Source organism: Flavobacterium hydrophilum (assembly GCF_003202405.1).
Classification (GTDB): domain Bacteria; phylum Bacteroidota; class Bacteroidia; order Flavobacteriales; family Flavobacteriaceae; genus Flavobacterium; species Flavobacterium hydrophilum.
The window spans coordinates 80,891-94,444 of record NZ_QJHL01000007.1 but is presented as its reverse complement, the minus strand read 5'-3'; the positions used below and the strand labels follow the sequence as shown (position 1 = coordinate 94,444).

Genomic DNA, 13,554 nt, shown 5'->3' with positions numbered 1-13,554 from the left:
AAAACACTTTCTACTTCAAAAAAATCTTAGCAATAAAATTAGTACAATAAAAAAGCCGCAAAGCTTAAAAAAACTTTGCGACTCTGCGTCTTTGCGAGATTAAAAAATTTATTTCACAAAATCAACTGCCTTAGCCAAAGCCTCAGCAATTCCAGCAGCATTTTTACCTTTTCCAGATGCGAAGAAAGGCTGTCCTCCCCCATTTCCTTCAATGTATTTACCCAATTCTTTGATAACTGCATTCGCATTTAAGCTTTTACTTGCAATCAATTCTTTAGAAATATAGCAGTGAATATTTGGTAAACCATCTTCAACAGAAGCTAAAAACACAAAAGAATCCGGTTTTGAACTTCCTAAAGCAGAAGCTAAATCTTTCGTAGAAACCATGCTCAAATCTACTTGTTTTGCAAGGAAGTTTATTCCGTTTATTTCTTGGAAATCTTTTTCTAATTCTGATTTTAATGCGCCTACTTTTTCTTTTAATAATTGCTCAACTTGTTTTTTCAGTTTTGCATTATCATCCTGAAGTGATGCAACGGATTTTAAAATATCCTGCGGATTTTTAAGCGTTTCTTTTATCTCTGCTAAAGTATTTTCCTGATTTACATAAAAGTTTTTCACTGCATCACCGGTAATTGCTTCAATACGACGAATTCCGGCTGCAACTGCACCTTCAGAAATGATTTTGAAATGCCAGATCTCTGCCGTGTTTTTTACGTGAATACCTCCACATAATTCTTTACTGTCACCAAACTCAATCATACGAACATTGTCTCCGTATTTTTCTCCAAATAAAGCCATTGCACCTTTATCCAATGCTTCTTTAATCGGAATATTTCTATGTTCTGTCAATTGCAATTGTGCTTCAATCTGAGCGTTTACAGAAGCTTCAACTTGTTTAATTTCTTCGTCAGAAACTTTGCTGAAATGAGAAAAATCAAAACGTAAATAATTTGGATTTACCAACGAACCTTTTTGTTCAACATGCGTTCCTAAAATACTTCTCAAAGCCAAATGCATCAAGTGTGTAGCCGAGTGATTTTTTGAAGTTGACGTTCTTAAATCGGTATTTACTTTTGCTACAAAACCTGCTTCTACATTTTCAGGAAGCTGTTTTGCGAAATGCAAAATCAAATTGCTTTCCTTTTTAGTGTCGATAATTTCGATTGTTTCGTTTGCAGAAACCAATATTCCTTTATCACCAACTTGTCCTCCTCCTTCTGGATAAAAAGGCGTATTGTCTAAAACGATTTGGTACAAAATACCATCTTTTTTAGAATCCACTTTTCTGATACGGGTAATTTTTACTTCATTATCCGTTTTATCATAGCCCACAAACGTTTCTACATTTCCGGGAATCAAAACTTTCCAGTCTTCCGTAGAAACTTCAGAAGCCGCACGAGAACGCGCTTTTTGTTTTTGTAATTCAACTTCGAATTCTTCTTCATTATAAGAGAATCCTTTTTCTTTCAGAATCAAAGCCGTTAAATCTTTTGGAAAACCAAAAGTATCATACAATTCAAAAACTTTAGCTCCGGAAACCTCTTTTTCAGAAGTCTCAGTCACAACATTTTCTAACAATTGCAATCCTTGATCAAGCGTTCTTAAGAAAGAAGCTTCTTCTTCACGGATTACATTGGTAACCAATTGTTGCTGGGATTTAATTTCCGGGAAAAATTCTCCCATTTGGTTGGCCAGAACTTCTACCAGTTTATTGATAAAAGGTTCTTTTGTTCCTAAAAATGTAAATCCGTAACGAATTGCACGACGCAAGATTCTACGAATTACGTAACCTGCACCCGTGTTAGATGGCAGCTGTCCGTCTGCAATTGCGAATGCTACTGCACGAACGTGATCTACCACTACACGAATCGCGATGTTCGTTTTATTTTGTTCTTCACTGATGTTTTTAATTTCATCACAAGTATATTTTAAACCTGTAATTTGCTCTACTTTCTCAATAAGCGGTGTAAAAACATCAGTGTCGTAATTTGATGTTTTTCCCTGTAAAGCCATACACAAACGCTCAAATCCCATTCCGGTATCCACGTGTTGCGCAGGAAGTTTTTCTAATGAACTATCCGCTTTACGGTTGAATTCCATGAATACGTTATTCCAGATTTCAACAACCTGTGGATGATCATTATTTACAAGGCTTTTTCCTGTAACTAATGCTTTTTCAGATTCAGGACGCAAATCAACGTGAATTTCAGAACAAGGTCCGCATGGTCCCTGATCTCCCATTTCCCAGAAATTATCTTTTTTATTTCCAAGAATAATTCGGTCTTCATCAATTAAAGTCTTCCAGATATCCCAGGCTTCCTGGTCAAATGGAACATTATCTTCTTTACTTCCTTCAAAAACAGAAACATAAAGATTTTCTTTAGGAATTTTATAAACTTCTGTCAATAATTGCCAAGCCCAATTAATCGCTTCTTTTTTGAAATAATCGCCGAAAGACCAGTTACCCAACATTTCGAACATTGTGTGATGATACGTATCAAAACCTACATCTTCAAGATCGTTATGTTTTCCCGAAACACGAAGACATTTTTGCGTATCGGCTATTCTTGGGCTTTTTGGAGTTCCGTTTCCTAAGAAAAATTCTTTAAACTGGGCCATTCCCGAGTTATTGAACATAAGGGTTGGATCGTCTTTTAGCACGATTGGAGCAGATGGAACAATTAAATGTCCATTGCTTTTAAAAAAGTCCAGAAATTGTTTACGTACGTCTTGTGATTTCATGTTTTATAATGAGATAATGTGTCAATTTGAAAATTAGATTATTTAGATTATTTAGTTCATTTGATGATGCGCTCATTTTAAAATTGAAATTAAAAAACTTATTATTTAAAACAATAAATTCCTTATTTTGCGCATTATCTAATTATCTAATTGCTCCAATTATCTAATTAATTTTGTTCTTTAAAAAAAGCCCCGAACAACTGAAACATTTAGTAATTTTGTTCGACTAACTGATTTTACAAGCTGCAAAAATAGGGTATTTTAAAATATGGCGAAAGTAAAATATTATTACGACTCAGAAAATCTGGCGTATACGAAAATAAAAACCAAAAAGAGAATTAAAATTGGTTACGGATTCCTGTTTTTGCTGGCTTCGGCGTTGTTTGGCTTTTTAGTATTTGTACTTTTGATTAACACACCTTATTTTGAAACGCCAAAAGACCGTCTGCAGGCACGTGAAATTGAGAATTTAAAATTACAATATGCGATTTTAAACAAGAGAATGGATGAAATTGATGATGTGACCGAGGCCTTAGAAGATCGGGATAACAATATTTACAGGACTTATTTTAACAAGTCCGAAATTCCGGATTCTATTAGAAAATCCGGTTTTAAAGACTTAAAAAGATATAAGGATTTAGAAGGTTATAATAATTCGCAATTAGTACTGAATACCACTAAACGAATTGATCAGCTTTCGAAAGAACTGACTATCCAATCAAAATCATTAGATGAAATTTTGAAGCTGGCCAGTACAAAAAAGAACTTATTAGCAGCTATCCCTGCCATTCAGCCAGTACAAAATGAAAAATTAAAACGTATAGCTTCCGGTTTTGGATATAGGATCGATCCTTTCACAAAAGTGCGAAAAATGCACAACGGAATGGATTTCACCGCTAATACAGGAGCACCCATTTATGCTACCGGTGATGGCATTGTGGCAAGAGCTGACAATTCTGCATCCGGCTTTGGAAACCATGTAGTCATCAGGCACGGTTTTGGATATGAAAGTCTTTATGCACATTTAAGCAAATACAACTGCAAATCCGGACAACGTGTCAAACGTGGCGATGTGATTGGATATGTAGGAAGTACAGGAAGATCTGAAGGACCACATTGCCATTATGAAGTTCATAAAGACGGAAAAGTGGTGAACCCTTTGAATTTCTATTACGGAAATATTTCGGCAACAGAATATGTGGCAATTTCCCATATGGCAAACCAGGAAAACCAATCATTAGATTAATACTGTAAAAAGTATTATTTTTGAAATAAATTAGATACAAAAAAACATGCATATTGAGCTTTCAAAAGATAAAAGATATTTCAGCATTGGCGAAGTCGCCAGAGCTTTTAATGTCAATGCGTCTTTGATACGATTTTGGGACAGCGAATTTGATATCCTGAAACCAAAAAAAAATGCCAAAGGAAACAGAATGTTTACGCCTGAAGATATAACAAACCTGCAATTGATTTATCATTTGGTAAAAGAAAGAGGGTTTACACTTGAAGGCGCTAAAACACATTTAAAAGAAGGTCAGAAGAAAACATTAGATAAATTCGAAATAATACGTAAATTAGAGACCATCAAAACACAATTGACAGACATTAAAAACGAATTGTAATTAAAAATTGAAATAAACTTAAATCAAACAAATATGAAAAAGTGGTTAATCCCTGTGGGAATTATTGTAGCGCTTATTGCTATTATCGCATTTTGGTCAATCGGAATTAAAAATACTGCTTTGCAACACAGTCAGGCTGTAAATAAAGATTGGGGAAATGTACAAACAGCTTACCAAAGACGTAATGACCTTATTGGGAATTTAGTAAATACTGTAAAAGGTGCTGCTGATTTTGAAAAATCGACTTTAACAGCCGTAATCGAAGCACGTGCAAAAGCAACTTCTGTAACTATTGATCCTAGTAATGTAACCCCGGAACAATTAGCGCAATTCAATCAGGCTCAAAGTGGAGTAACTTCATCATTATCAAAATTATTGGTTTCTGTTGAGCAATATCCAACATTAAAAGCCAATGAGAACTTTTTAAAGTTGCAAGACGAATTAGCAAGTACTGAAAACCAGATTTTAACTGCAAGAACACGCTTTAATGAATCTGTTCAGGTTTATAACGGATATGTTTTAAAAATTCCTAATAACTGGTTCTTAAGCGAATACAAAGAAAAACCTTATTTTGAAGCTTCTACAGGTGCTGATAAACCGGTTGAAGTAAAATTCTAAAAAATTTTAGACAGTAATAAAAATCTAAAATCAACAATCTAAACTCTAAAATTACTCAAAATGTCAAAAGTAGAAGATTTTTTAACCAAAGAAGAAGAGCAGGAAATTATCGAGGCAATTCGCGAGGCTGAAGAAAATACTTCTGGCGAAATTAGAGTACATATAGAAAAAACAACTTCTAAAGCTCATTTTGACAGAGCTTTAGAAGTTTTTCATGAATTACGAATGGATGAAACCCAACTTCAAAATGGGGTTTTATTCTATTTTGCAGTTGATGACAAAAACTTTGTTATTTGCGGAGATAAAGGCATAAATGATCTTGTTACGGATGATTTTTGGGATTGCACCAAAGACAAAATGACAGGACAATTTAAAGCCGGTAAATTTAAACAGGGAATTGTTGATGGAATTTTAAATGCCGGTCAGCAATTAAAAAAATACTTTCCTTGGACTGAAGGTAACACAAACGAATTATCTAACGAAATATCAAAAGGATAAATAATGAAAATTTCCAAAAATAAAATATCAAATTCCAACGGAATTTTTCAGTTTACCTTTTTGTTTATAGCGCTATTTACCTGCAATATTATCTTTGCCCAGTTTGAAATACCCAAAATACCCGAAAAACAAACTTCAGTTTACGATTATGCAAATGTTTTAAGTGCTTCCGAAAAAACACAATTAGAGGAAAAACTAATTCATTATTCAGATTCTACCACAACTCAAATTGTAGTTATTACAATCGAAAGTTTAAAAGGAGAAGATGTAAGTCAGTTAGCCACAAAATGGGGACAAACTTGGGGAATTGGAGGCACAAAACAAGATGACAATGGTGTTATCATTCTATTGGCCAAAAATGAAAAAAAGATTGCAATAAATCCCGGATATGGTGTTGAAGATCGTTTAACTGCCGGAATTGGCGGAACCATAATTCGAAATATTATTATTCCCGAGTTTAAAGCAGGCAGCTTTTATAACGGTCTAGACAAAGGTACCGATGCTATAATTGATGTTTTTAAAGGAAAATTTAAAGGCGAACGTAAGCAAAATAAAGAAAAAGATTTTCCAATCCTTCCATTTATTGTTATTGTTGTAATTATATTAATTTTAGTGTCCCGAAATAAACGAGGCGGCGGAAATTCAGGCAATAATAACGGGGGAGGTCCTAGTCTCATGGATGTCATTCTTCTAAGCAGTCTTGGCAGAAGCAGCGGAGGCGGATTTGGAGGTTTCGGCGGAGGATCATCAGGAGGCGGTGGCTTCGGTGGCGGATTTGGCGGTGGCGGATTCTCCGGAGGGGGTTCAAGTGGCAGCTGGTAGAAATTTTGTTTCAGGTTTTGTCCTCAAGTTTTCATCTTAGGCTAATTTTTACAATGATTTAGCTTAAATTTGTCATTCATAATTAACAATTTATAATTCATAATTTCTATAGATGTTATCACATAAAGCAAAATACGCCCTTAAAGCCTTACTTTATCTTGCAGAACAAGATGAAGATCACATTTCTAAAACTATAGAAATTGCTGATGGTGCTAATATTCCTAAAAAGTTTTTAGAACAAATTTTATTAGATCTAAAACGAGGACGTTTTGTGAGCAGCAAGCAAGGAAAATTTGGTGGTTATTATCTGATAAAATCTAAAAACGACATTACTTTGGCAGAAATTCATCGTTTATTTGATGGAGCAATTGCACTTTTGCCTTGTGCATCTTTAAATTTTTATGAGCGTTGTTTAGATTGTAAAACCGAGGAAGAATGCAGTCTGCGCCACGGTTTAATGATCATTCGCGATGAAACTTTAAAGGCGATGCAGAACATTACAATTGCTTCACTTATAAAAAAATAAAAAAATATTTTCAAAACCCTACCAAATTGATAGATTTTATATATATTTGCCAAAAAATAATTAACAAATCATTTACAAATTTTAAACCGATGAAAGTAAAATTAAGTAAGTCTTATGTCTCTAATCTTTTGCAAAAAAGCAATAATAAAAATTTCACTGCTGTGAAAAACAACTCTTCTATGATGTGTATGTGCTGGTAAAAAAAATTTAAATTTAAATTCTACTAATCACATATACATACTATAAAAATGAAAAATTCTATACAAAATATATTTACAATACTATCAATTTTAGCCTTTTCAGTATCATTTGCACAAAATATTGAAGGTACAATCACAGATTCACAAAAAAACCCTTTAGGTGCAGCTAACATAGTTATCAAAGGAACTACTATAAGCACTGTTACAGATGAAAGTGGAAAGTTTAACCTTGACACAGATGGCAAAAAACTTCCTTTTACTCTTTTAGTACAATATGTAGGTTACAAAACTACTGAAGTAGAAGTAACTACTTTACCAGTGCCAGTTTTAGAAGTTTCTTTAAAAGAAGAAAACGAACTTATTGAAGTGGTAGTATCTTCCAGACGAAGAATAGAAAAAGTTCAGGATATTCCAATTGCAGTATCAGTAGTAACGGGTAAACAAGCTGAGCAAGCCGGAGCTTTTAACGTAAATCGTATAAAAGAATTGGTTCCATCTGTACAATTATATTCATCCAACCCAAGAAATACCGGAATTAATATTCGTGGTTTAGGCTCTCCATATGGTCTTACTAACGATGGTATTGATCCGGGTGTTGGTTTCTATGTTGATGGTGTTTATTACGCTCGTCCGGCAGCAACAACTTTAGATTTTATTGATGTTGAGCAAATCGAGGTATTACGCGGACCACAAGGATCATTGTTTGGTAAAAACACTACTTCAGGTGCTTTTAACATCACATCCCGTAAACCAAGTTTTACGTCAGGTGCTGACTTTGAATTAAGCTATGGAAATTATGGTTATTTACAAGCTAAAGCTTCTGTTACCGGTGCTTTGAGTAAAAAAATTGCAGGAAGAATATCATTTTCTGGAACACAACGTGATGGATTAATTGATAATGTTGCCACAGGAAGAGCCACAAACACTCTTAACAATCAAGGATTTAGAGGACAATTACTTTATACACCATCAGAAAATACTAATATCACATTGGCGGCAGACCTTACTACGCAACGTCCGGATGGATATGCACAGGTAATTGCAGGTGTTGCTCCTACTAAAAGAGCAGCTTACCGTCAGTTTGATGCCATTATTGCTGATTTGAATTACCAACTTCCAAGCAGAAATGCTTTTGACCGTAAAATTGACCAGGATACACCATGGCGATCAGGACAAGATTTAGGTGGTGCCTCTCTTAATATTGACACAAAAATTGGCGGAGGAACACTTACCTCAACTACTGCTTGGAGATTCTGGACATGGGATCCATCAAATGACAGAGATTTTACAGGTTTACAAGTACTTGCTAAATCACAAAATCCTGCAAGACATACACAATTAACTCAGGAAATTCGCTATGCTGGCCAACTTACATCTAAATTAAGTGGTGTTGTCGGGGTATTCTACATTGATCAGGAAGTAAAAATACGTGGTACAGAAGAATCTGGTAATGCACAATGGAGATTTTCTCAATCACCTGTAAATTACACTCCTGCTGGAGGCGTGTCTACGCCTGTTCCATTAGCAAGATGGGCAGAACCAGGTCTTCTTGAAGGATACGGAATTAAAACAAATGCTGGAATCAAATCAACAAGTGCCGCGATCTTTGGTCAATTAGACTGGGAGATAATAGAAGGTTTACACTTTTTACCGGGTCTAAGATACAATTATGATAAAAAGGATGCAACTTACCTACGTGAAACGTATGGTGGTCTTCAAACTACTGATCCACAATTGTTAGCTATTAAGAGAGCTGTTTACACAAATCAGGCTTTTGATGCAAACGAAGACAAAGTAGATTTCTCTGGAAACGTAACAGTATCTTACAAAGCAACTGATAAAATCAATGCTTATGTTACTTATGCAAAAAGCTATAAGCCAATTGGTGTGAATGTAGCAGGACTACCAACACCAGCAGCAGGTCAAACTCTGGCTGATTTGGCAGTAATTAAACCTGAGGATGTAAACCATTATGAAGTAGGTGTAAAAACCTCTCCATTCAGAAATTCAATATTGAACTTCACATTATTTAATACAGACATTAAAGACTTTCAAACCAACGTTCAGGCTGCTGAATTAGGTGTAAACCGTGGATATCTTGCGAATGCTGATAAAGTACGTGTAAGAGGAGCAGAATTAGACGCAAGTTTTGTGATTAACAGACAGTTTAGCGTTTATGCAGCTGGAACTTATACTGACGGTAAATACGTTACATTTAAAAATGCACCACTTCCATTAGAAGAAACAGGATCTTCTGTAGCATACAAAGATGTTTCAGGCTCTGATTTACCTGGTGTTTCAAAATGGGCAGGAAGCTTAGGAGGTGAATTTACAAACGATGCAAGATTTTTTGGGAATGCTGGAAAATTCTTTATAGCTCTTGATAGCTACGCCAGATCTGAATTTTCATCAAGTCCTTCAGCTTCAAAATATTTAATAGTTCCGGGTTATGCTATTTTTAATGCTCGTTTAGGTTTCCGTGCAACTGATGGTTTATCAGTTCACTTCTGGGGACGTAATATTTTAAACAAAGATTATTACGAACAATTATTGCCAGCAGGTGGAAATGCAGGACACTATGCAGCTGTATTAGGTGACCAAAGAACATACGGAATCACTTTAAAATATTCGCTATAATAAAATAAGTACAGTTAGTTTGGTTAAAACGAGATGCATTTTATAAGTGCATCTCGTTTTTTTTAAATTTTAAATTCACAAAATAGAATTTAAAACAATTTTTATTCTGTCCAAAATCATCATTCATTTGTATATATTCGCAGCTTGAATTTATACAGCATAGATGAAATTTTTCAGATTCTTTCTTTTTTTAGCATTTTTAAGTCAATTTACTGTAGCTCAAAGCAAAAAAAACATCGAAAAACAAACTTTAACCTGGATTCGATATTATAATATTTTGCCAATATCTGAAAAATGGTCCCTGCACTCTGAATTTGATAATCGAAGTTTTTTGAATCCGATTCACGAAAACGTATTTGTTTTCAGGACTCAGGGAAGATATCGAGCCAGTCAGCATGTTGATTTAGGCGGCGGGTTTGCTTATTTTAGTGTTAATACCCAAACCCCTTTGTCTGATCCTGAATTCTCCATACCCGAATATCGTATTCAACAAGATGTTACTCTTATTAATGACCTTGCAAAAATTACTTTCCACAACCGTTTTCAGCTTGAAGAACGCTTTATACAAAAAGCAACGAAAACAGAACTATTAAACGATTACTCTTTTTCTTTTCGGTTCAGATATCGCCTGCAATCGACTTTTACACTTTGGGCAAAAGAAAAAAGAAGTTTAAAAGGAACCATATCTGATGAAATTTTATTCAATCACGGAAAAGATAATAAAAACAACACTTTTGATCAGAACCGAATTTATGGAGCTTTACGCTATCATTTCAACCCCAATATTGGTTTGGAATTAGGATATTTAAAAAATTTTCAGCGACGTGCCAGCGGTGTTGATTTTTATAATCGTGATATTATTCGTTTTACCGTGTATCACAGAATTGACAAAAAAAATTAAATCATAGGAGGACTATTAAATATTTGAAATTCTAATTCTTATAAGTTTGGAACAGTTATTAAAAGAACAAACTCCAGTTTTTAGCTGGAGTTTGTTCTTTTATATAAGAGATTTTCTTTCTAAAAAAAACTCAATTATTACCTTTGGCATTTTAGAATAAAAATTATCCCTCTGTTTCTCTTCCACCTCGGTCTCCTCTTTCTCCTCGTTCTCCCCCTCTTCTTTTTCCTTTTTCTGCAGCAAAATTTCCAATTTTATAAGCTATAGAAAACATTGCATAACGTTTCAGAACCATATTTTCTTCATCACGCACCGAAGTTGCAGAAATGGTTCTTGTAGCACTTTGATTTTGGTTCAGAACATCATAAACTTTTACCTTAAGAAACATTGTCTTTTTTAAGAAACCGTATGACAAACTGGTATTCCATAAATAAAAATCTTTTTTAAATTCATCTGAGATATTTGAATTGTAAGTATATCCAAAATCATTTCCAAAAACTAAATTCTCAGGCCAATAAGTAGTTGTTTGCACATTAGCTCTGTGTACCACATTTGAAGTCGCATCTCTGGAAGTATTTTCATAATTTGACTGGCTGTATGACAAACCATAAGAAGGTGCAATAGTTAGTATTTCTCCATAATCATATGATAAATAAGCTTTTGGTGATATGGAAATTGATTTTGCATTATATAAAACAGAATTTGTAAATCCTTTATCAAAAGTATAGCCTCCGTTTAAACCAAAGCCGTATCGTAATGCATGTACTCCCTCCTTTATAGACTGATTCCAGTTTACACCAAGAGAAGTATTGTATACCCCGGAAATATTTACATATGTAGTAGTTCTTTTTCCACTTTCATCATAAACGGAAGTTGACTCAATAGAGTTGTTGTAATAATCTGCTTTTAAAGAAAAATTATACCCTGAACGGGAACGAAAATCATAATTTCTGAAATTAAAATTAACACTGCTCTTTTCAACAGGATTCAAATCTGGATTACCAACTATTGTATTAAGAGGATTATTCAAATTTACAATCGGCATTAATTGAGCTGCAGAAGGCAATGCATTTGAATAATCGAATTTAAATGATAAATTTTTAGAGCGGCTGAACTTGTATCTCAACAAGGCAGTCGCAAAAGGCAATGCATACTTTTTACTTAAATCTGTTGGATTATTTAAGTATAATGAATGATTATCAAAATTTACTATTGAAGTCCTACTGTCAATATTAAGGGTATACTTATTTTTCTGTAAAGTAACGCCCACTTTTGGTGTAACTGAATTTTGAGTTGAACTGGAATAATTACTAAAAGCCAGATCAAAATCAGTATATTCACCCGTTTCAGAATCAAAACTAAATGTTCTTTCGTCATTAGTATTGCTTTTCCAGTCAAAATCAGAACCAAATCTAACTCTTAATGAATCGGTTATAGGTTCTGTATATTCTAAATCTGCTGAATACGAATCACTACTGCTTTTCTTTGCTGTTTTTTGATTTCTTATCTCATCCGGACGATCTCCCTGTTCAAAAAATGTATTAGAAATATTTATTGTTTCAGAATCATTTCCTGTATTATTATTAGAGAAAACAAAACTTAAATTTCTTGATTTTTTTTCAAAAGCTTTATTATAGTTGATTGTGTTTCCAAAATTCATGCTATCACCTTCAGAATCCGATCTCGAATCACTATTATTCAACGGATTATTGTTTTCATCCACAGAAGTACTGTTTGACTCGGAATGGCCGATATTTCTTGACTGACTCACTTTTGGCGTAAAAACAATTCTGGAAGTAGGATCAATTTTATATTCCAGTTCAAAATTCACGTTATTGCCAGTACTTTCATTTCTGGATTTAGAATCAGCATCAGTAATAATATTTCCGGTTGGCAAAAGACTAAGCTGATTGGAGTTACTCTCGTTTTTATTTACCGTGTTCGAAAAATTATAACTCCCCATAGCAAGCAAATCTTCTCTCCAGTCATCAGAATAATTAATCCCTAATAAATTAGACTGTATAATACCTTTGTTGCCTCCGGAATTTGAATTTCCTCCTCTCGTATTGGTCCTTCCGCCTCCCATACTATCAAAAACATCATCTTTTGCAAATTCGGTTGCATTAATATTATTTGAAGTGAGCAGCAAACTTATTTTTTGCTTATTATTAAAATAATTTAAATTACCATTAACTTCATAACGGTCATCTGTACCGTAACCTCCCATTACTTTACCAAAATAACCCTTATTTTTCTTTTCATCAATAGTGATATTGATACTCGAAAAATCTGAAGTAGATTCCTGTTTTGAAAGTTCCTCTTTTTTAGTTTTAAAATCCGATACCTGAACTTTTTTTATAATATCTGCAGGCAAATTTTTAATCGCAATGGCACCATTTTTATCAAAAAATGTTTTTCCATTAACTAAAACCTGATTTACCTCGCGTCCATTCACGGTAATTTTACCATCATTGTCAACATCAAAACCCGGTAATTGCTTCAGCAGGGTTTCTACATTCGAATCCGGGCGCACTCTATAAGAACTTGCATTAAACTCTAATGTATCTTTTTTAATTGTAACCGGAGGAGCTTCTGTTTTTATAACTACGTCATTTAGCGCATTGACATTTTCAATTAAATATATTTTGCCAAAATCTTTGCTTTCAGAAAGTCCTTTGTATTCTTCAAAATAGGTTTGATATCCCATATAATTCACTTTTAGAAAAACAGGTTTATCATATTTTTTAATATCCATTCTAAAAGCGCCATTTTTATCAGTGGTCGCATAATCAAGAACAGTAGAATCTTTTACAGTAGTAAAATAAACAGTTGCAAGTTCCATTGGCAACTGCGTGTTTACATCGAGAACAGTTCCTCTGACAACAATATCATTTTGGGAATGTGCCGAATAAACAAAAACAAAAAGCAATAAAAAAGAATATAATCTCGTCATAAAAAGGTTAAGTTAGAACCATAAGACTT

The 13,554-nt window shown here is 33.9% G+C and carries 10 protein-coding genes; 8 read left to right on the top strand and 2 right to left on the bottom strand.

Going from position 1 to position 13,554, the window contains the following annotated elements:
- Positions 1–108: 108 nt before the first annotated feature.
- Positions 109–2,745 carry an alanine--tRNA ligase gene (gene alaS, locus DMB68_RS21255; protein WP_110348645.1) on the bottom strand — a complete coding sequence of 879 codons (2,637 nt, stop codon included), beginning with the start codon at positions 2,743–2,745 and terminating at the stop codon, positions 109–111.
- 268 nt (positions 2,746–3,013) lie between these two features.
- On the opposite strand from alaS, the gene DMB68_RS21250 reads away from it, so the two are divergent.
- From DMB68_RS21250 to DMB68_RS21215, 8 genes are all read left to right on the top strand, one after another.
- On the top strand, positions 3,014–3,991 hold the full coding sequence (locus DMB68_RS21250) for a M23 family metallopeptidase (RefSeq protein ID WP_110348644.1): 978 nt from the start codon (positions 3,014–3,016) through the stop codon (positions 3,989–3,991).
- A gap of 46 nt (positions 3,992–4,037) precedes the next feature.
- On the top strand, positions 4,038–4,370 hold the full coding sequence (locus tag DMB68_RS21245; RefSeq protein WP_110348643.1) for a MerR family transcriptional regulator: 333 nt from the start codon (positions 4,038–4,040) through the stop codon (positions 4,368–4,370).
- A gap of 33 nt (positions 4,371–4,403) precedes the next feature.
- Positions 4,404–4,988 (top strand): LemA family protein, encoded by a 585-nt coding sequence (locus DMB68_RS21240; RefSeq protein ID WP_110348642.1) that lies wholly within the window; start codon positions 4,404–4,406, stop codon positions 4,986–4,988.
- A gap of 60 nt (positions 4,989–5,048) precedes the next feature.
- On the top strand, positions 5,049–5,486 hold the full coding sequence (locus tag DMB68_RS21235; RefSeq protein WP_110348641.1) for a TPM domain-containing protein: 438 nt from the start codon (positions 5,049–5,051) through the stop codon (positions 5,484–5,486).
- Between the two features lie 3 nt (positions 5,487–5,489).
- Complete coding sequence (locus DMB68_RS21230; RefSeq protein WP_110348640.1) at positions 5,490–6,308, top strand: TPM domain-containing protein; 819 nt, start codon at positions 5,490–5,492, stop codon at positions 6,306–6,308.
- Positions 6,309–6,420: 112 nt separating this feature from the next.
- Complete coding sequence (locus DMB68_RS21225) at positions 6,421–6,834, top strand: RrF2 family transcriptional regulator (RefSeq protein WP_110348639.1); 414 nt, start codon at positions 6,421–6,423, stop codon at positions 6,832–6,834.
- Between the two features lie 248 nt (positions 6,835–7,082).
- Positions 7,083–9,671, top strand: coding sequence for a TonB-dependent receptor (locus DMB68_RS21220; RefSeq protein WP_110348638.1), 2,589 nt, complete (start codon positions 7,083–7,085; stop codon positions 9,669–9,671).
- A 163-nt stretch (positions 9,672–9,834) separates the two neighbouring features.
- Entirely contained in the window at positions 9,835–10,572 is a 738-nt protein-coding gene (locus DMB68_RS21215; protein WP_110348637.1) for a DUF2490 domain-containing protein, read from the top strand.
- Positions 10,573–10,735: 163 nt separating this feature from the next.
- Here DMB68_RS21215 and DMB68_RS21210 read toward each other — a convergent pair whose 3' ends face one another.
- The gene (locus DMB68_RS21210; protein WP_110348636.1) at positions 10,736–13,525 is read right to left on the bottom strand and encodes an outer membrane beta-barrel protein; all 2,790 of its coding nucleotides are present in this window, start codon (positions 13,523–13,525) and stop codon (positions 10,736–10,738) included.
- Between the last annotated feature and the right edge of the window lie 29 nt (positions 13,526–13,554).